The 18,187-nt window shown below is 67.8% G+C and carries 15 protein-coding genes; 5 read left to right on the top strand and 10 right to left on the bottom strand.

Features of this window, described 5'->3' with window-relative positions; translation table 11 throughout:
• Nucleotides 1–102: 102 nt before the first annotated feature.
• Nucleotides 103–1,164 carry an aldo/keto reductase gene (locus GT347_RS23615; protein WP_160554515.1) on the top strand — a complete coding sequence of 354 codons (1,062 nt, stop codon included), beginning with the start codon at nucleotides 103–105 and terminating at the stop codon, nucleotides 1,162–1,164.
• Nucleotides 1,165–1,852: 688 nt separating this feature from the next.
• Here the strand turns inward: GT347_RS23615 and GT347_RS23610 are convergent.
• The 4 genes from GT347_RS23610 to GT347_RS23595 form a co-directional block, all read right to left on the bottom strand.
• Nucleotides 1,853–4,258 carry a sensor domain-containing protein gene (locus tag GT347_RS23610; RefSeq protein ID WP_160554514.1) on the bottom strand — a complete coding sequence of 802 codons (2,406 nt, stop codon included), beginning with the start codon at nucleotides 4,256–4,258 and terminating at the stop codon, nucleotides 1,853–1,855.
• Nucleotides 4,259–4,281: 23 nt separating this feature from the next.
• Nucleotides 4,282–5,523, bottom strand: coding sequence for an HD-GYP domain-containing protein (locus tag GT347_RS23605; protein WP_229722451.1), 1,242 nt, complete (start codon nucleotides 5,521–5,523; stop codon nucleotides 4,282–4,284).
• A gap of 265 nt (nucleotides 5,524–5,788) precedes the next feature.
• Entirely contained in the window at nucleotides 5,789–6,634 is an 846-nt protein-coding gene (gene lgt, locus GT347_RS23600; protein WP_160554512.1) for a prolipoprotein diacylglyceryl transferase, read from the bottom strand.
• Complete coding sequence (locus GT347_RS23595; RefSeq protein WP_160554511.1) at nucleotides 6,628–7,548, bottom strand: LysR family transcriptional regulator; 921 nt, start codon at nucleotides 7,546–7,548, stop codon at nucleotides 6,628–6,630. Before GT347_RS23595 ends, lgt begins: the two co-directional genes overlap by 7 nt.
• A 95-nt stretch (nucleotides 7,549–7,643) precedes the next feature.
• Between GT347_RS23595 and ilvD the strand changes: the two genes are divergently transcribed.
• A complete protein-coding gene (gene ilvD / locus GT347_RS23590) occupies nucleotides 7,644–9,326 on the top strand; it encodes a dihydroxy-acid dehydratase (protein WP_160554510.1) in 1,683 nt (560 codons plus the stop codon).
• Between the two features lie 46 nt (nucleotides 9,327–9,372).
• Here the strand turns inward: ilvD and GT347_RS23585 are convergent, their stop codons facing one another.
• Nucleotides 9,373–9,609 carry a TIGR04438 family Trp-rich protein gene (locus GT347_RS23585; protein ID WP_160554509.1) on the bottom strand — a complete coding sequence of 79 codons (237 nt, stop codon included), beginning with the start codon at nucleotides 9,607–9,609 and terminating at the stop codon, nucleotides 9,373–9,375.
• A 35-nt stretch (nucleotides 9,610–9,644) separates the two neighbouring features.
• On the opposite strand from GT347_RS23585, the gene GT347_RS23580 reads away from it, so the two are divergent.
• A complete protein-coding gene (locus GT347_RS23580) occupies nucleotides 9,645–9,965 on the top strand; it encodes a c-type cytochrome (protein WP_160554508.1) in 321 nt (106 codons plus the stop codon).
• A gap of 6 nt (nucleotides 9,966–9,971) precedes the next feature.
• Here GT347_RS23580 and GT347_RS23575 read toward each other — a convergent pair whose 3' ends face one another.
• Together GT347_RS23575 and acs are read right to left on the bottom strand one after the other, a co-directional pair.
• Nucleotides 9,972–10,448 (bottom strand): LapA family protein, encoded by a 477-nt coding sequence (locus tag GT347_RS23575; protein ID WP_160554507.1) that lies wholly within the window; start codon nucleotides 10,446–10,448, stop codon nucleotides 9,972–9,974.
• A 75-nt stretch (nucleotides 10,449–10,523) separates the two neighbouring features.
• Nucleotides 10,524–12,521: an acetate--CoA ligase gene (gene acs / locus GT347_RS23570; protein WP_160554506.1), complete on the bottom strand. Its 1,998-nt coding sequence runs from the start codon at nucleotides 12,519–12,521 to the stop codon at nucleotides 10,524–10,526.
• 169 nt (nucleotides 12,522–12,690) lie between these two features.
• Between acs and GT347_RS23565 the strand changes: the two genes are divergently transcribed.
• The gene (locus tag GT347_RS23565) at nucleotides 12,691–13,305 is read left to right on the top strand and encodes a YqhA family protein (protein ID WP_160554505.1); all 615 of its coding nucleotides are present in this window, start codon (nucleotides 12,691–12,693) and stop codon (nucleotides 13,303–13,305) included.
• Nucleotides 13,306–13,419: 114 nt separating this feature from the next.
• Here the strand turns inward: GT347_RS23565 and fumC are convergent, their stop codons facing one another.
• Nucleotides 13,420–14,805, bottom strand: coding sequence for a class II fumarate hydratase (fumC, locus tag GT347_RS23560; RefSeq protein WP_160554504.1), 1,386 nt, complete (start codon nucleotides 14,803–14,805; stop codon nucleotides 13,420–13,422).
• A 136-nt stretch (nucleotides 14,806–14,941) separates the two neighbouring features.
• The gene (locus GT347_RS23555; protein ID WP_160554503.1) at nucleotides 14,942–15,277 is read right to left on the bottom strand and encodes a hypothetical protein; all 336 of its coding nucleotides are present in this window, start codon (nucleotides 15,275–15,277) and stop codon (nucleotides 14,942–14,944) included.
• 303 nt (nucleotides 15,278–15,580) lie between these two features.
• Between GT347_RS23555 and GT347_RS23550 the strand changes: the two genes are divergently transcribed.
• Nucleotides 15,581–16,132, top strand: coding sequence for an FxDxF family PEP-CTERM protein (locus GT347_RS23550; RefSeq protein ID WP_160554502.1), 552 nt, complete (start codon nucleotides 15,581–15,583; stop codon nucleotides 16,130–16,132).
• A 10-nt stretch (nucleotides 16,133–16,142) separates the two neighbouring features.
• Here GT347_RS23550 and GT347_RS23545 read toward each other — a convergent pair whose 3' ends face one another.
• A complete protein-coding gene (locus GT347_RS23545; RefSeq protein ID WP_160554501.1) occupies nucleotides 16,143–18,017 on the bottom strand; it encodes a sigma-54-dependent Fis family transcriptional regulator in 1,875 nt (624 codons plus the stop codon).
• Between the last annotated feature and the right edge of the window lie 170 nt (nucleotides 18,018–18,187).

The following is an 18,187-nucleotide window of genomic DNA, read 5'->3' as shown; positions in this document are numbered from 1 at the left end:
TTCTGGTTCAGATATGGCCAGGAAGCGCGCAGCGGCCGAAGCTGCTGTAATCGGCGCTGGATTTTCCATCCACCCGCCTCCCTTTTCTCGCCGATTCTGCACATGAACCACGTCACCCTCGGACAAAGCGACCTGCGCGTCACCCCCATCTGCCTCGGCACCATGACCTTCGGCGAACAGGTCGCGCAGGCCGAGGCCCACCAGATCCTCGACCGGGCGGTCGAGCGCGGCATCAATTTCATCGACACCGCCGAGATGTATTCGGTGCCGACCCGCGCCGAAACCTACGGCTCCACCGAAACCATCATCGGCCACTGGTTCGCCGCCCAGCCGCAGCGCCGCCAGCAGGTGGTGCTGGCCACCAAGGTGGCCGGTCCCTCGCGCGGCATGCACTGGGTGCGCGAGGGCCTGGGCATGACGCCGGCCGACATCGAGGCCTCCTGCAACGCCAGCCTGCGCCGGCTGCAGACGGATGTCATCGACCTCTACCAGATCCACTGGCCGGAGCGCCATGTGCCGATGTTCGGCGGGCTGTATTACGACCCGTCCAAGGAGACTTCGCAGACGCCCATCCACGATCAGCTGCAGGCGCTGGAGCGTCTGGTGAAGGCGGGCAAGGTGCGGGCCATCGGGCTGTCCAACGAGACGCCCTACGGCGTGCACGAGTTCGTGCGGCTGGCCGAGCAGCACGGCCTGCCGCGGGTCGCCACGGTGCAGAACGTGTATTGCCTGATCGCGCGCGGGCTGGAGAACGCGCTGGACGAGACGCTGCACCGGCTGGGGGTGTCGCTGCTGGCCTATTCGCCGCTGGGCTTCGGGCTTCTGACGGGCAAGTACGACCAGTCGGGGACCAGCGGGCCGGATGCGCCGGCCGATGGGCGCATCGCGCGCTTCGAGTCGGTGCGCAAGCAGCGCTGGGGGCGTGCCGAAGCCTATGCCTCGGCCCTGCGCTACAACGCGCTGGCGCGGGACCATGGTCTTACGCCTACTCAGCTGGCGCTGGCGTTCTGCTATACCAAATGGCAGGTGGCCAGCACCATCATCGGGGTGACTTCTCTTGCTCAGCTCGATGAGGATATCGATGCTTTTCAGGTCAAGCTGTCTGGTGAGGTGTTGGCTGAGATCGACAAGATCCGGTGGGTGGATCGGGATTACGCCAACTGAGTTTTTTGCCCTGCGCTTGGGTTGGTTTGTCTCCTTGGCGGAGGGGTGGTTCTCCCTGCGGAGGGCGGAGCTGGGGCTGCGCGCCCCAGACCGCGCTTACTTTCTTTGCTTCGCCAAAGAAAGTAAGCAAAGAAAGGCGACCCGACACCCGAGGCCCTTCGGGCACCGCTGCGGTACTCGCAAAGGCGGGGTCCACGACAACTCGCTTCGCTCAAACAGGTCGTGGCCCTGATCCGCCTTTGCTCCGTTCCTCGCTCTCGGGCTCACGGGACCCGGATACGGGGACAGCGGCTGCTTCGCAGCGCAACGGGCCTTCGCTGCGCTCGGCCCACGCTGAAATGCGGCGCCAAATTAGGGCTGGTGTTCAATCAGAGGCCGAGCGAAGCGACGGCCCGTTGCGCTGCGAAGCAGCCGCTGCCCCCGCTCCCGGGTCCCGTCTGCGGGTGAGTGAGGAGCGCAGCAAAAGCGGATCAGGGCCACGACCTGTTTGAGCGAAGCGAGTTGTCGTGGACCCCGCTTTTGCGAGCACCGCAGCGTGCCCCCTCCGCAGGAGGGGGACTCCCGCAGCCGGGTCGCCTTTCTTTGCTTACTTTCTTTGGCGAAGCAAAGAAAGTGAGCGCGGTCTGGGGCGCGCAGCCCCAGCCCCGCCCTCCGCAGGGAGACCCCCCTCCGCCAAGGAGACAAAAACCTAAGCGCTAAGCTCCGGCATGAAGGCCTCCCCCACCAACATCCGATCCCCGATCTGGCTGGAAGGCAACCCAGGCGCACAAAGAAAGCCCTGAAAATTGGCACACCCCAGCGCCAGCAGGCAATCCCGCTGAGCAGCAGTCTCAACCCCCTCGGCGACGGTATCGAACCGCAAGGCCCGCGCCATCGCCAGCATCGCAGTCACGATCGCATGGTCGTTGGCATCGTCCGGCAGCCCGCGCACGAAGGACTGGTCGATCTTCACCCGATGGATCGGAAACTTCTTCAGATAGGCCAGGCTGGAATAGCCGGTGCCAAAGTCGTCGATGGCCAGCCGCACCCCCACCCGCACCAGTTCGTGCAGCCGCTGCAGCGCCTCGTTGGCGTCCTGCACCAGGATCGACTCGGTCAGCTCCAGCTCGATCAGCTCGGGCGACACCCCCGCCACCCGGATCGCCGCGGCCACCCGGTCCACGAAATCGGCCTGCCGGAACTGCAGCGGCGAGACGTTCACCGACACCATCACCGCCGAGCCGGCACGCTCCCAGGCCGCCGCCTGGCGCACCGCTTCCTCCAGCACCCAGGCACCGATCTGCACGATGAAGCCCGACTCCTCAGCCAAAGGGATGAAGGCCGATGGCGGCACGTTGCCGCGCTCGTCATCGAACCAGCGGATCAAGGCCTCCACGCCGACCAGCGCGCCGGTCTGCAGATGCACCTGCGGCTGGTAGTGCAGCACGAAGCGGCGCCGCGCCAGGGCTTCGCGCATGGCGTGCTCCAGCGAGATGCGGGCACGCAGGTCCACATTCATCTCCGGCTGGTAGAAGCGGTAGTTGCCCCGGCCATGCTCCTTGACGCGGAACATGGCCGTGTCGGCATGGCGCACCAGGTCGTCGAGCGTGCTGCCGTCCTGCGGATAGAGCGAGATGCCGATGCTCACGCTGACCGAGAAACGCATGTCCTCCAGCAGGAAGGGCAGGGCCAGGGACTGCAGGATGCGCTGCGCCACGCCCTCGGCTGACAGCGCATCGGCATCGTGCAGATGCACCACGAATTCGTCGCCGCCCATGCGGCACAAGGTGTCCGAAGGCCGCAGGCAGGCCTTGACGCGCTCGGCCACCTTCACCAGCACCCGGTCGCCGAACTGGTGGCCCATGGAGTCGTTGATGTTCTTGAACCGGTCCAGGTCCAGGAACAGCATGGCGAAGGGCTGCTTGTCGCGCCGGCTGGGCGCGAGCTGGCGGTCCACCCGGCGCGCCAGCAGCAGGCGGTTGGGCAGGCCGGTCAGGGCGTCGCTGAAGGCCAGTTCCTCGATACGGCGCTGCGCCTCGCGCTGGCCGGAGAGGTCGCGGAAGAAGCCGATGGTCTGCGAGATCGCGCCGTCGCCATCGCGCAGCACCACCCAGGACAGGCGCACCGGGCAGATGCTGCCGTCGCCGCGCCGGTGCCAGACCTCGCCTTCCCACACGCCCGCGCCTTCCCAGGCGGCCAGCACATCGGTGAAGAGCCGGCCGGCGTCGTGGTCCTCGAACAGGTCGGAGGCGCTGCTGCCGGTCAGCCGTTCCAGCGGATGGCGGGTGAGGCGGCAGCAGGCCGGGTTGGCGGTGACGATGCGGTGCTCGGCATCGGCCACGAAGACGGCCTCGGGGCTGCATTCGAAGACCCGGGCGGCCAGCCGCAGGCCCTGCTCGGCCGAGATGCGTTCGGTGATGTCCTGGTAGGAGAACACCCGGCCGATCACCCGGCCGCGGCTGAACTGCGGCAGCGACAGGCGCTGCACCACACGGCCGCCGCGCAGCAGCATCAGGTCGCTGGCGCTCTGGTCGAGTTCGGCGAGGATTTCGGTGAGCCGGCCGCGATAGCTGTCGGGATCGGTGAGCTGGTCGGCCAGCAGCTGGTGCACCGCCGCGTCGTCGCGCCGCACCAGCATGTCCTTGGGCACGTTCCAGATCTGGGCGAAACGGCGGTTGAAGGCGCGGATGCGGCCGTCGAGCCCGCAGACCAGCATGCCGTCGGCGGTGGATTCCAGGGTGGCGCGGGACTCGGCCAGCAGCCGTTCGAGTTCGTCCTCGCTCTGCTGCTGCTGGGTCAGGTCGACCACGCCGACCAGCCAGGCCGGGCCGCCATCGGCCGGGTCGCCGTCGATGCGGCTGATGCGACGCTCCACATGCAGCACCGTACCGTCCGGCCGCAGCAGCCGGGTGCGCGACTGCAGGCGGGCTTCGGGGTCGGCGACGGCGCCCTGCCAGTAGAACGCGTCCTCCGGCTCGCCGAAGAAATCGGTGATCGCGCAGCCCAGCATGGACTGCACCGTGCGGTCCAGCAGCCGTGCCGCCGCGGCATTGGCCGCGCGTACATGGCAGCCGGTGCCTTGAACGATCCAGACGGCTTCGAGGAGCCCGTCCATCCAAGCTGCCGAAGCAGCCCGATTCACGCCGCCGCTCCCGTGATCGACGGGTCCACCGCGCGCTCGAAGAAATAACAGATGCGGCTGCGCGGCGACAGGTAGTCGAGCGAGGCCTTGGGCAGCTGGGCCGGCTTCAAGCTGCGGCGTATGCCCAGCTCGGGCGCGGTTTCCAGGTCGAGCACGCCGGCATCGACCCGGGCCACCGCCGGATCGTGCACCAGCACCCGCGGCCGCAGCGGCCGGCTCGAATTGACCGACACCACGATCGCATAACGGTCGTTGCCCAGCTGCACCACCGAGCCCGGCGGGTACACACCCATCATGCGGATGAAGGCGCCGAGCACCGTGGGATCGAAGCGCGGCTTCATCTGCGCGAAGATCACCGACAGAGCCTCGTGCGGCGTCAGCGCCAGCGCGCTGCGCGGCGGGTTGCAGAAGTTGTCGTAGCGGTTGACCAGCGCCAGGATCTTGCCGGAGGTGTGGATCTGCGGGCCCTGCAGCTTGGCCGGAAAGCCGCTGCCGTCCAGCATCTCGTGGTGCTGGGCGATGGCGGCCACGGCTTCGGGCGCCAGGCCCATGCGGCGGGCGATGGCCACGCCGCGGGCGACGTGGTCCTGGTAGATGCGGTATTCGGAGCTGGAGAAACTCTCGTCGACCATGCGGTAGCGCAGCGGCAGCTCCTGCTTGCCGATGTCGTGCAGCAGCGCCGCCAGGCCCAGCGAGGCCAGGGTTTCGCGCGGCAGCTCCAGCGCCCGGCCCAGCAGCAGGCAGAGCACCATCACATTGACCGGATGCTGGGCGCTGCGCTCGCCCACGCTCTCGGACAGCAGGCTGATGACCGAGTCGCCCTGGGCCAGCAGATCGTCCACGCAGGAGGTGACCAGCGCGGCCGCCTCTTCATGGGCCAGCTTGGGGCTGTGCTGCACGCTGTCGACGACGGTGCGAAAGCGCCGCGAGGCATCGGTGAAGCGGCGTTCGCAGTGCAGCAGGGTGCGGGCGTGCTGGGCGTTGTCGCGGGCGCGGCGCTGGGTGGCGTCGAGAAAGGGGGATGCGGGGGAGCCGCCCTCGAGTTCACCCTGGCGCTGCGTGCCGCCGCGCTCGGTGTTCACGTCCGCCTCGACCTCGACATCGCTGCGCTCGGGGTAGTAGCGGATCGTCTGCAGGCCCAGCGCCAGGATGGTCTGGACCTGTTCGTCGGTCGTCACCTTGAAGCTGCTGAGCGGAAAGGGGTGGTCCATCCAGCCCAGGTCGAGTTGGATGAACATGCCCTTTCGCAGCATACGAACGTCGATGACTTTGGACTGACCCTCTTCCATGAACTGCTTTTGGCATGTGCCGTTGGGACCATGTTACACAAAAGAATTCAAGAAACACCCAGTGACATGCAGATAAGCAACGGACTTTGGGGCTTCGTGGCGCAAGTATTCGAAATTGCTTGAAGAAAAACGCGCTTAGGTCTGGTCAGGCAAGGGTTTTTTCCAATTTTCCCCCGCTGGGAATGCGCCGCATTCACGCGTTTTTCAGGCCGCGTCAGCGTCCGGCCACGGCCTGTTGCGGCACTGGCGAGCCCGGCTGCCGGCGGCGTGCCCAGACCAGGAAAGCGATGCCGCCCAGGATCATCGGCAGGCACAGCCACTGGCCCATGCTCATGCCCAGCGGCAGCAGGCCGAGGAAGCTGTCCGGCTCGCGGAAGAATTCGGCGGTGAAGCGCAGCACGCCGTAACCCAGCAGGAAGGCGCCCGACACCTCGCCCAGCCGGCGCGGCCGCCGCGCATACAGCCAGAGCAGCACGAAGAGCAGCAGCCCTTCCAGCAGGAACTGGTAGACCTGCGAGGGATGGCGCGGCGCCATCGAGCCGCTTTGCGGGAAGACCATGCCCCAGGGCAGCGACGGATCGCAGAAGCGCCCCCACAGTTCGCCATTGATGAAGTTGCCGACCCGCCCGGCCGCCAAACCGGTGGGCACGCAGGGCGCGACGAAGTCGGCCACCTCCACCCAGGAGCGCTTGCGCGAGCGGGCGAACCACACCATGGAAAGGATCACGCCGATCAACCCGCCGTGAAAACTCATGCCGCCCTGCCAGACGTAGAAGATGTCCAGCGGATGGCTCAGGTAGAAGCCGGGCTTGTAGAAAAGGCAGTAGCCGATACGCCCGCCCAGCACCACGCCGAGCACGCCGAGGAAGAGCACGTCCTCGACATCCTTGCGGCTCCAGGCGCGCGGGCCGCTCATCGAGGCATAGGGTTCGTGCCGCAGGCGGCGCACGCCCAGGAACAGGAACAGGGCGAAGGCAGCCAGGTAGGTCAGGCCGTACCAGTGGATGGACAGGGGCCCGACGCTGAGCGCAACCGGGTCGATCGTGGGATACATCAGCATGGGGCGGTATTGTGGCCGACGAAATCGATGAAAGCCGCCAGCGCCGGATGGACCTGGCCGGGCGGCCAGACCAGGCTGGTCTCGCACTCGGGCAGCCCGGCGTGCGCCATGCGGCGATAGACCACGCCGTCGCGCCGGAAACGCGTGACGCTCTCCGGCACCCAGGCCACGCCGATGCCGGCGGAGACCAGGTTGACGATGGTCTGCATCTGGATCGCCTCCTGCACCACCGGCGGCAGCCGGCCGGCCTCCTGGTAGAGCCGCATCACCGCGTCGTGCACCGAAGGCAGGATGCGGCGCGGAAAACTCACCAGCGCCTGCTGCAGCACCGCCTCCCAATCCGGCTGCGGCCCGGCCGCCAGGGCATGGTCGGCGGGCAGCGCCAGCACCAGCGGCTCGGTGGCGATGCGCAATGACTGCAGCTGGCCCGGCGCCTGGCCCGGCGCGTGCAGCATCAGGCCGGCGTCGAGCTCGTCCTGGGCCAGGCTTTGCAGCTGGACATCGCTGGTCGCCTCCACCAGTTCCATCGCCACCTGCGGCCTGAGCTCCCGGAAGCTGCGCACCCAGCGCGGCAGCAGCTCGAAGCCGACGGTGGAGACAAAGCCCAGCCGCAGGCGTCCTGTGTGGCCGTCGGCGGCGGCGCGGGCCCGCTCCGGCAGCGCCTGGGCACGCGCCAGCAGCTCACGTACTTCCGGCAGCAGCGCCTCGCCGGCCGGCGCCAGCGCCACCTTGCGGCTGGTGCGGTGGAACAGCGGCACCTGCAGCAGCCGTTCGAGCTGGGCGATGGCCTGGGTCAGCGGCGGCTGGGTCATGTGCAGCCGCGCCGCGGCACGGCCGAAATGCAGCTCCTCGGCCACGGCGACGAATTGCCGCCAGGCACGCAGGTCAATGCTGGGAGCGGGCTTTGGATTCATACACCCAGCATATCAATACGCCATCCAATTCGGATTGGAACCTATCGATCCGCAGGCGCATACTGCCGCAGTCCAAAAAGCAAAGAGGCTCCACGATGACCGAGAAGACCCTGCGCAGCGCCAACATCACCGAAGGCAAGTCGCGCGCTCCCAACCGCTCCATGTTCTACGCCATGGGCTATCAAGAGAGCGACTTCAAGAAACCGATGGTCGGGGTGGCCAACGGCCACAGCACCATCACGCCCTGCAACTCCGGCCTGCAGAAGCTGGCCGACGCGGCCATCGCCGGCATCGAGGAAGCCGGCGGCAACGCGCAGGTCTTCGGCACGCCGACGATCTCCGACGGCATGGCCATGGGCACCGAGGGCATGAAGTACAGCCTGGTCAGCCGCGAAGTCATCAGCGACTGCATCGAGACCTGCGTAGGCGGCCAGTGGATGGACGGCGTGCTCGTCGTCGGCGGCTGCGACAAGAACATGCCCGGCGGCCTGATGGGCATGCTGCGCGCCAACGTGCCGGCCATCTATGTGTACGGCGGCACCATCCTGCCGGGCCGCTGGAAGGGCCAGGACCTGAACATCGTCAGCGTCTTCGAGGCGGTGGGCCAGAACGCCGCCGGCAACATGAGCGACGAGGAGCTGCGCAACATCGAGATGCATGCCATCCCCGGCACCGGCTCCTGCGGCGGCATGTACACCGCCAACACCATGAGTTCGGCCTTCGAGGCGCTGGGCATCTCCCTGCCCTACTCCTCCACCATGGCCAATCCGCACGACGAGAAGGCCAACTCGGCCAAGGAGTCGGCCAAGGTGCTGATCGAGGCGATCAAGAAGGACATCAAGCCGCGCGACATCGTCACCAAGAAGGCGATCGAGAACGCCGTGGCCGTCATCATGGCCACCGGCGGCTCGACCAACGCGGTGCTGCACTTCCTGGCCATCGCCCATGCGGCCGGCGTGGAGTGGACCATCGACGACTTCGAGCGCATGCGCAAGAAGGTGCCGGTGCTCTGCGACCTGAAGCCCTCGGGCAGGTACCTGGCGGTGGACCTGCACCGCGCCGGCGGCATCCCGCAGGTCATGAAGGTGCTGCTGAAGGCCGGCCTGCTGCACGGCGACTGCATCACCATCAGCGGCCAGACCATCGCCGAGGTGCTGGCCGACGTGCCGGACGTGCCGCGCGCCGACCAGGACGTGATCCGCGGCATCGACAACCCCATGTACGAGCAGGGCCACCTGGCCATCCTCAAGGGCAACCTCAGCCCCGAGGGCGCGGTCGCCAAGATCACCGGCCTGAAGAACCCGGTGATGACCGGCCCGGCCCGGGTGTTCGACGACGAGCAATCCGCCCTGCAGGCCATCCTGGCCGGCAAGATCGTGGCGGGCGACGTGATGGTGCTGCGCTACCTGGGCCCCAAGGGCGGCCCGGGCATGCCGGAAATGCTGGCGCCCACCGGCGCGCTGATCGGTGCGGGCCTGGGCGAAAGCGTGGGCCTGATCACCGACGGCCGCTTCTCCGGCGGCACCTGGGGCATGGTGGTCGGCCATGTGGCGCCCGAGGCCGCGGCCGGCGGCAATATCGCGCTGGTGGAGGAAGGCGATGCCATCACCATCGACGCGCATGCCCAGCTGCTGGAAGTGAACGTACCGGAGGCGGAACTCGCCAAGCGCCGTGCCAACTGGAAGGCGCCGGCGCCGCGCTACAACCGCGGCGTGCAGGCCAAGTTCTTCCACAACGCATCGAGCGCCAGCAAGGGCGCGGTGCTGGACGACTTCTGATCCAGCGATCGACAGGCGCCCCGCCGGCCCGGTGCGGGCGCCTTTCTCAGCGGCGCCGGCCGTTGCGCAGCATGTCGCGCTGCTTGTCGACCCGGGCCTTCTTGCGCGCTTCATCGCGCTCGGCCTGGCGGCGCGCGGTCAGGCCCGACCAGTCAGAATAGACCCACCAGGCGGCTGCCAGGGCGAATGGAGCCAGCACCACCAGCCAGCTCCATTGCGCCACCGGGCCGATCTCCAGCCATTTGAGCGCCAGCAGCACGATGCCGATCCCGAGAAAAATCATGGGGTCTCCCAACTAGATTTCTGCACTTTACCGCGATGAAAAGCCCTCTCCTGCCCTGCTCCGCCATCGCCTTGCTGCTGGCCATCGCCGCGCCCGCCGCGCGGGCCGACGAAACGCTGGCCCGCCAGCGCAATTGCATGGCCTGCCACACGGTGGAACGCAAGGTGGTGGGGCCGGCCTTCAAGGCGGTCGCCGCCAAGTACGCGGGGCAGAAGGGGATGGCCGATGTGCTGGCCAGGAAGATCCGCCAGGGCGGCGGCGGCGTCTGGGGGCCGGTGCCTATGCCGGCCAACCCCCAGGTCAGCGAAGCCGATGCGAAGCAGCTGGCCGGCTGGATCCTGGGCCTGCCGCACTGAAGCGGCTCAGAGCGGGCCGGTGCGGCCGAGGCGGTCCTCGATCTGCCCCAGATAGGCGGCCGTGCTGTTGTCGGACTGCTCCAGGCGCAACTCCACCGCCTTTTCCAGCCGGTCGATGCGCGCCAGCAGGCCGTCGCGGGCCACCCGTGCATCGAGCGCCTGCTGCTGCAGCTGGGCATCGAGGAAGGCCCGCATCTCCGCCAGGCGCGAAGCCTCGGCCTTGTCGGCCAGGTCGCGCTGGGTCTGCATCTCGCGGTTGTGGCGGCGGTTCTCCATCAGCACCGAGCCCTGCAGGGCCAGCACATAGGCCACGAAGAAGATCGCCAGCACCACCGTCAGGCCCAGCATGAGCAGGCCGAGCGGCGCAGTGACGGAGGTCACGCCCAGCGAGACCAGCGTGGGCGTGGCGAGTGTCGTCCAGTTGAGCGCCGCCAGCAGCGCGATCACCAGGGCGATGACGAGCAAGGAAATGGTTCGAGCCATGGAATTCTTGTCCTGCGAAAAACACAAAACGCGATTCTGGCCCGAAGCCAGCCGGCTGCCTGTAGGCCGCTCCCGTCAATAGGCTTCGCCGAGCTGGGCAAGGATCTGCGGATTTTCGAGCGTGGAGGTGTCCTGCGTGATCGCCTCACCCTTGGCGATGCTGCGCAGCAGGCGCCGCATGATCTTGCCGCTGCGGGTCTTGGGCAGGTTCTCGCCGAAGCGGATGTCGCGCGGCTTGGCGATCGGGCCGATCTCGCGGGCCACCCAGTCGCGCAGCTCCTTGGCAATCGCCTTGGCCTCGTCGCCGGTGGGGCGGGCGCGCTTCAGGACCACGAAGGCGCAGATCGCCTCGCCGGTCATGTCGTCCGGCCGGCCGACGACAGCCGCCTCGGCCACCAGATCGGTCTTGGAGACCAGTGCCGACTCGATCTCCATCGTGCCCATGCGGTGGCCCGACACGTTCAGCACATCGTCGATGCGGCCGGTGATGCGGAAATAGCCCCGGTCGGCGCTGCGCACCGCGCCGTCGCCGGCCAGGTACACGCTGCCGCCCAGCTCCGGCGGGAAATAGCTCTTCTTGAAGCGCTCCGGATCGTTCCAGATCGTGCGGATCATCGAAGGCCAGGGCCGGCGGATCACCAGCATGCCGCCCGCGCCGTTGGGCATCTCGTTGCCGGTCTCGTCGACGATGGCCGCGTCGATGCCCGGCAGCGGCAGCGTGCAGGAGCCCGGCACCAGCGGCGTGGCGCCCGGCAGCGGCGTGATGACGTGGCCGCCGGTCTCGGTCTGCCAGAAGGTGTCCACGATGGGGCAGCGCTCGCCGCCGATATGGCGGTGGAACCACATCCAGGCCTCGGGATTGATCGGCTCGCCGACCGAGCCCAGCAGGCGCAGCGAAGTCAGGTCGTAGCGGTCGGGATGCACCTTCCCGTCGGCCTCGGCTGCCTTGATCAGCGAGCGGATCGCCGTGGGCGCGGTGTAGAAGATGCTGACCTTGTGGTCCTGGATCATTTTCCAGAAGCGGCCGGCGTCCGGGAAGGTGGGCACGCCCTCGAACACCAGCTGCGTGGCACCGGCGGCCAGCGGGCCGTAGGCCACGTAGCTGTGGCCGGTGATCCAGCCGATGTCGGCGGTGCACCAGAAGACGTCTTCGGGGCGCAGGTCGAAGGTCCAGTCCATCGTCAGCTTCGCCCACAGCAGGTAGCCGCCGGTGGCATGCTGCACGCCCTTGGGCTTGCCGGTGGAGCCGGAGGTGTAGAGGATGAAGAGCGGGTGTTCCGCGCCCACCGGCACCGGCGGGCAGTCGTCGGAAACGCCCTGCAGCGCCTCCGCGAAGGTCTTGTCGCGGCCTTCGACACGCGGCCAGGCGCTGGCGGTGCGTTCATAGACCAGCACCGTCTTCACCGCCTCGCAGCCGCCCATGGCCAGGGCTTCATCGACGATGGCCTTGAGCGGCAGCTCCTTGCCGCCGCGCATCTGGAAGTTGGCGGTGATGACCGCCACCGCGCCCACGTCCACGATGCGTTCCTGCAGCGCCTTGGCCGAGAAGCCGCCGAAGACCACGCTGTGCGTGGCGCCCAGCCGCGCGCAGGCCTGCATCGCGACGACACCCTCGATGCCCATCGGCATGTAGAGCACCACGCGGTCACCCTTCTGGATGCCCTGCGCCTTGAGGGCGTTGGCGAAACGGGCCACACGTGTCAGCAGCTCGCGATAGGTCAGGCGGGTGACCTTGCCGTCGTCGGATTCGAAGACGATGGCCGTCTTGTGTTCCACCGGCGTGCCCATGTGGCGATCCAGGCAGTTGGCCGAGGCGTTGAGCTCACCGTCGGCGAACCATTCGAAGAAGGGTGCCTTCGATTCGTCGAGCGTCTTGCTGAAGGGTTTGGTCCAGGCCAGGTTCTCGCGGGCCAGCCGGGCCCAGAAGGCGTCGGGATCGGCCCTGGCTTCGTCCACCAGTTGCTGGTAGGCCGCCATGCTGCCGATGCGCGCGCCCTGAACGGCTTGCGGCGGCGGCGGGAAGACCCGGTTCTCGACCAGGACGGATTCGATGGAGGAAGGCACGGCGTTCACTTTCAAGTCTCCTGAACAGTTTCGTTATGCGGCCGCACTGTGACCAGCTGCACTTACGTGTCTCTGACCGCATGGGCCCGCAATGCCGGTCGATTCTTGCAGAGGCGGTCATATGCCGCCCCTAGAATTGCAACATCCGCCCTACATCACGGCCTCTCGGCCGGCCTCCATGACCGATCCGGTGAAACGCCCTGCCTCGCCCCTGCGCCCCCTGCCCGCCCTGATCTTCGCCAGCCGCTGGCTGCAGCTGCCGCTCTATCTGGGCCTGATCGTGGCGCAGATGGTCTACGTGGTGCATTTCCTGGTGGAGCTCACCCACCTGGTGGAAGCCGCCTTCGGCAGCCACGAGGCGCTGGAGAAGCTGGTCACCAGCATCGGCTACAAGGTCGATGTGGCGCCCACCTCGCTCAACGAGACGGTGATCATGCTGGTGGTGCTGGCGCTGATCGACGTGGTGATGATCTCCAACCTGCTGATCATGGTGATCGTCGGCGGCTACGAGACCTTCGTCAGCCGCCTGGGCCTCGAAGGCCAGCGCGACCAGCCCGAGTGGCTGAGCCATGTGAACGCTTCGGTGCTGAAGGTGAAGCTGGGCCTGTCGATCATCGGCATCAGTTCCATCCACCTGCTCAAGACCTTCATCAACGCCGACAACTACACCGACCGGGTGCTGATCGCGCAGACGGTGATCCACATCGCCTTCCTGCTGTCGGCCATGGCCATCGCCTTCACCGACCGGCTGATGAGCCATCCCAACCAGGGTGGCGGCGCCGGCGGCCACTGAGGCCGCCAGGCCTTTTCGCGGGATACCGCGGGGCCGGCTTTGCCGGACCGCCGGTATCGCCCCCGGTAGGGGGTTGGCGAAGCGCAAGCAGTGCGCGAAGCCTGGGGGCGAGCCCTATTTCCCGACCATGTCGGCGGCGACGACCCACTGGTCGAACTGCTCGCCCGTCAGGTGGCCGGACGCCACCGCCGCCTCGCGCAGGCTGCTGCCTTCCTTGTGCGCCTTCTTGGCGATGTAGGCCGCCTTGTCGTAGCCGATGTGGGTGTTGAGCGCCGTCACCAGCATCAGCGAGCGCGACACCAATTCGGCGATGCGGTCGCGGTTGGGCTCGATGCCGACCGCGCAGTGGTCGTTGAAGCTCACCATGCCGTCGGCCAGCAGGCGCACGCTCTGCAGGAAGTTGTGCGCCACCATCGGGCGGAACACGTTCAGCTCGAAGTTGCCCGAGGCGCCGCCGAAGTTGATCGCCACGTCGTTGCCGAAGACCTGGGCGGCCAGCATGGTCACCGCCTCGCTCTGGGTCGGGTTGACCTTGCCGGGCATGATCGAGGAGCCCGGTTCGTTCTCCGGAATGCTCAGCTCGCCGATGCCGCTGCGCGGGCCGCTGGAGAGCCAGCGCACGTCGTTGGCGATCTTCATCATGCTGGCGGCCAGGGTCTTGAGCGCGCCGTGGGCGAAGACCAGGCCATCGACCGAGGCCAGCGCCTCGAACTTGCTCGGCGCGGTGACGAAAGGCAGGCCGGTCAGCCTGGCGATCTCGGCCGCCACGCCTTCCGCGTAACCCTTGGGTGCGTTCAGGCCGGTGCCGACCGCCGTGCCGCCGAGCGCCAGTTCGCAGAGGTGGCCCAGGGTGTCGCGCACATGCTTCTCGCCGTGGGCCAGCTGCGCGGCCCAGCCGGAGATTTCCTGGCCCAGGGTCAGCGGCGTGGCGTCCTGCAGGTGGGTGCGGCCGATCTTGACGATGCCGTCGAAGTCCTTGGCCTTCTGCTCCAGCGTGGCGCGCAGCTTGGCGATGGCCGGCAGCAGGCGGTGGGTGAGCGATTCGACGGCGGCCACATGCATGGCGGTGGGGAACACGTCGTTGCTCGACTGGCTGCGGTTGACGTCGTCGTTGGGATGCACCTTGCGCGACTCGCCGCGCTCGCCGCCCAGCAGCTCGCTGGCGCGGTTGGCCAGCACCTCGTTGACGTTCATGTTCGTCTGGGTGCCCGAGCCGGTCTGCCAGACCACCAGCGGGAACTCGTCAGGATGCTGGCCCGCGATGACCTCGTCGGCCGCGGCGACGATCGCCTGGGTCTTCTGTTCGTCCTGCAGTCCCAGCTTCTGGTTGACCACCGCCGATGCGCGCTTGACCTGGGCCAGCGCCTTGATGATCTCGGCGGGCTGGCGTTCGCCGGAGATGTCGAAGTTCTGCAGCGAGCGCTGGGTCTGCGCGCCCCACAGCTTGGCGGCGGGGACCTCGATCGGTCCGAAGGTGTCTCGTTCAGTACGGAATTCCACGGTTCTCTGCCCTTGTCGTTTGGGATGGTCGATGAAATGGCCGTGAACTGGCGGCGGCTTGTCCGCGGCAGCCTGCGAGCTTAATCCGCTGCAGGAAGGCGCATCGCCATCAGGGCCGAAAGCGCCCCTGCGCCAGTCAGGCGCCCTCGGTCGAATCCGTGTTGGGCAGGCTGTCGAAAAACTCGACGCCGCGCGCGCTCGCAGGTTTGCCCTCGCTACGGCGGATGTCGTTGGAGGTGGCCTGGAGCAGCTCGGCGATGCGGTAGATGGTGTCCACCCGCTTGCGGCGCTCCAGCGGCTGGTTGAGGCGCAGCATCAGCCGGGTCATGGACAGCGAGCGGCGGTTGCCGGCGCCGAACTCCTTGTCCAGCGTGGACTTGGCTTCGAAGGCGACCTCCATGGCAGCCGTCGTGGGGCTGTCCGAACGCATCGATACGGCGAGCTGTGAAAGAAGTTGGTCGAAGGCGTTCATGGCTCCCGGATACATGGTGGCACAGGATGCCACATGCGTAAACCTCGGCAACGCGGGCTCCGGGTTCGGCGGCGGCCGCGACGCGGCTGCTTGAACACCGCCAAGACATCGCCGTCAACTATCAGGATCGATACATTGGATATTTTCTGGCGACAAAAATACACCAGCAAGAAATTCAAATAAAACCAAGAAGATACTGATTATCAATATTTGGTTCCTCCGGCCTATTGAGAGCCCGGCATCGACATGTGATATTCACTTCAGACTGTTTCTCAATATCTCCAATTTTCCGGAAAGAAAATCATGCGACCCATTTTCAAAAAGCTCTGCCTTGCCGGCGCCCTGGTGCTTTCTCTGGGCTCTTCCCTGGCCGAGGCCGCGACGGTCGATCTGGGAACCGTGTCGGGCACGACCACCACCGGCAGCAGCACCAGCAGCGGCAGCTTTTCCGATCTCTACAACTTCAGCGTCGGCGCCAACGACGGCACGGCCTTCGTCTCGTCGGCGGTGACCTTCGGCTCCTACGGCGTCACCCTGAGCTCGATCTCGCTGTACGCGGGCACCTTCACCTCCGCCTCAGCGCTGTCCGGCCTGACGGCGATCTTCAGCAGCTCCAGCACCAGCCTGGTCAACCTGGGCAACGGCATCTACTCCAATACCGTCAGCGGCGCGACCGTGAGCCTGTCTTCGCTGAGCGACTACACACTGGTGGTCACCGGCACCAGCGCGGGCAGCTCGGCCTACACCACGCTGATCTCGGTGGCCGCCGTGCCGGAGCCCGAGAGCTACGCCATGCTGCTGGCCGGCCTGGGCCTGATGGGATGCGTGGTGCGCCGCCGCAGCAGCAAGCGCTGAGCACCCTGCCCTAGGCCTGCCTGCCGCGTTTGCGCGACAGGTAGCGATAGACGGTGCTGCGGTGCACACCGAGGCGCTGCGCGGCCGCCGATGCCTGGCCGCCGCAGGCCTGCAGCGCCTGTTCGACCGCATGGTCGGTGATGGCGGCCAGACCGCCCGCCGGCTCGGGCGCCATGGCCGGCGTCATGGCCGGCGCGACGGACGGATGCGGCGCACCGGGCATGGCCACATCGGCGGCATCGAGCAGCGCGCCGTCGTCGGCCAACGCGACCAGGCTGCGCAGCACACCCAGCGCTTCGCGGATGTTGCCGGGCCAGGCGCGGTGCTCCAGCGCGTCCAGGGCCGCGGGCGTCAGGCGCAGGCCCCGGGCACGGGCGCCCGCTTGCTCGAACAGCGCCTGCAGCAGCCGCCGCCGGTCGCCGCGCTCGCGCAGAGGCGGCACGGTCACGGCATAGCCCTGCAGCCGGTAGAGCAGGTCCTGGCGGAAGCGCCCCGCCTGCACCAGCGCCTGCAGATCGTGGTGGGTGGCACAGACCAGGTCGAAATCGACCAGGAAATCCCGCGAGCCGCCCAGCGGCCGCACCAGGCGGTCTTCCAGCACTCGCAGCAGCCGGCTCTGCAGGGACAGCGGCATGTCGCCGATCTCGTCGAGAAACAGCAGCCCGCCGTGGGCCTCGCGCAAGCGGCCCGGCATGCCGCGGCGGCGGGCACCGGTGAAGGCGCCGTCCTCGTAGCCGAAGAGTTCGGCCTCGATCAGGTTCTCCGGCAGGGCGGCGCAGTTGACGGCCACCAGCGGCCCTGCTGCACGCCGGCCGTGCTGGTGCAGGCGGCGCACGAAGACATCCTTGCCGCTGCCCGTCTCGCCGGACACCAGGATCGCAATGCCGCTGGCCATCACCCGCACGGCGCGGCCCAGCAGGGCTTCGGTGGCATCGGCCGGTTCCGCCGCCTCGCCAGCGGCCAGCTGCACCGTCGCGACAGTGCGCCCGGCGCCGCTGCCTGCCGCCGGCTCCACGCTGACCGCCCATTGCTGCCCGTCGGCCGATGCCACCAGCCCCGGCCGGGCCTGCAGCCGCCGCCAGCGGTCACCGAAGATGCGGCTGGCCTCCTGGCCCAGGGCCTGGCGCCAGTCCATGCCGAGCAGTCCGAGCGCGACACGGTTGGCGCCCACGATCACGCCGTCCTGCACCGACAGCAGCCCTTCGCGCGGCGTGTCCAGCAGCCCGGGACGCCGGTGGAAGCGCAGCAGCTGGCCGGTGCTGCGGCGGCTCATCATGCGGTGCTCCAGCTGCGCCGCGGCCAGGCGCACCAGCCCCAGCGCATGGCGGTCCACCTGGACCGATTCGCCGGAGATGTCGAGCACCCCCTGCAACTCGCCCTGCTCGTCGAAGACCGGCGCGGCGGCGCAGCCCAGGATGCCGTTTTGCGTCAGGTAGTGCTCGCCGCCCAGCACCGTCAGCGCATCGCGTTCGCGCAGCACGGTGCCGATGGCATTGGTGCCGCGTGCCGCTTCGGACCAGTCCACGCCCGGTGCCAGCGCCACCCGCTGGGCCTTGGGCAGGAAATCCGGGCTGCCGATCTCGTCCAGGATCAGCCCGCTGGCATCCGAGAGGATGACCACGCAGCCCTGGCCCAGCACATGTTCGGACAGCGCGTCGAGTTCCGGCTGCGCGCACTGCCGCAGCCAGGCCGCGGCCTCGCGCCGGTCCAGCAGTTCGGCGCCCTGCAGCGGATCGCGGCTGTCCCAGGGGCTGGGCAAAGCCCGGCAGCGCTGCCATGAGCGCAGGATGTACGGCGCCAGCTCCGTGCCGGGATCCATCCCGTCGCCGAAGAACATCTGCCGCGCCCGTTCGACCACCGGCGATGTCGATGCCTGAAAGCTCATGCCTGTCTCCTGTGCCCCTGGATGTCGCAGGACGCGACGCGGGTCTGCGACGGATTTTCGCCATTCATCGCAAAACGCGACAGCAGCATCTCACCAAAAGCTGAAAGAAGATGTGGTGATAGCCCGCATGCCTCGAAGGCGCCGCCGCGCCGCCCCGGATGGAGGCACTG

The sequence above is a fragment of the Xylophilus rhododendri genome (genome assembly GCF_009906855.1).
GTDB lineage: Bacteria > Pseudomonadota > Gammaproteobacteria > Burkholderiales > Burkholderiaceae_C > Xylophilus > Xylophilus rhododendri.
Note: the sequence above shows the minus strand (reverse complement) of the source record. Positions and strands in the feature narration are given on the sequence as shown.

Bases quoted from the DNA above. Each gene is read 5' to 3' on its own strand.
- GT347_RS23550 (WP_160554502.1), top strand. From the start codon at position 15,581: ATGCGACCCATTTTCAAAAAGCTCTGCCTTGCCGGCGCCCTGGTGCTT.
- lgt (WP_160554512.1), bottom strand. From the start codon at position 6,634: ATGCTGATGTATCCCACGATCGACCCGGTTGCGCTCAGCGTCGGGCCC.
- GT347_RS23605 (WP_229722451.1), bottom strand. From the start codon at position 5,523: ATGTTCATCCAACTCGACCTGGGCTGGATGGACCACCCCTTTCCGCTC.
- GT347_RS23585 (WP_160554509.1), bottom strand. From the start codon at position 9,609: ATGATTTTTCTCGGGATCGGCATCGTGCTGCTGGCGCTCAAATGGCTG.
- GT347_RS23580 (WP_160554508.1), top strand. From the start codon at position 9,645: ATGAAAAGCCCTCTCCTGCCCTGCTCCGCCATCGCCTTGCTGCTGGCC.
- GT347_RS23595 (WP_160554511.1), bottom strand. From the start codon at position 7,548: ATGAATCCAAAGCCCGCTCCCAGCATTGACCTGCGTGCCTGGCGGCAA.
- GT347_RS23565 (WP_160554505.1), top strand. From the start codon at position 12,691: ATGACCGATCCGGTGAAACGCCCTGCCTCGCCCCTGCGCCCCCTGCCC.
- GT347_RS23610 (WP_160554514.1), bottom strand. From the start codon at position 4,258: ATGGACGGGCTCCTCGAAGCCGTCTGGATCGTTCAAGGCACCGGCTGC.
- GT347_RS23575 (WP_160554507.1), bottom strand. From the start codon at position 10,448: ATGGCTCGAACCATTTCCTTGCTCGTCATCGCCCTGGTGATCGCGCTG.
- GT347_RS23615 (WP_160554515.1), top strand. From the start codon at position 103: ATGAACCACGTCACCCTCGGACAAAGCGACCTGCGCGTCACCCCCATC.
- GT347_RS23545 (WP_160554501.1), bottom strand. From the start codon at position 18,017: ATGAGCTTTCAGGCATCGACATCGCCGGTGGTCGAACGGGCGCGGCAG.
- GT347_RS23555 (WP_160554503.1), bottom strand. From the start codon at position 15,277: ATGAACGCCTTCGACCAACTTCTTTCACAGCTCGCCGTATCGATGCGT.
- ilvD (WP_160554510.1), top strand. From the start codon at position 7,644: ATGACCGAGAAGACCCTGCGCAGCGCCAACATCACCGAAGGCAAGTCG.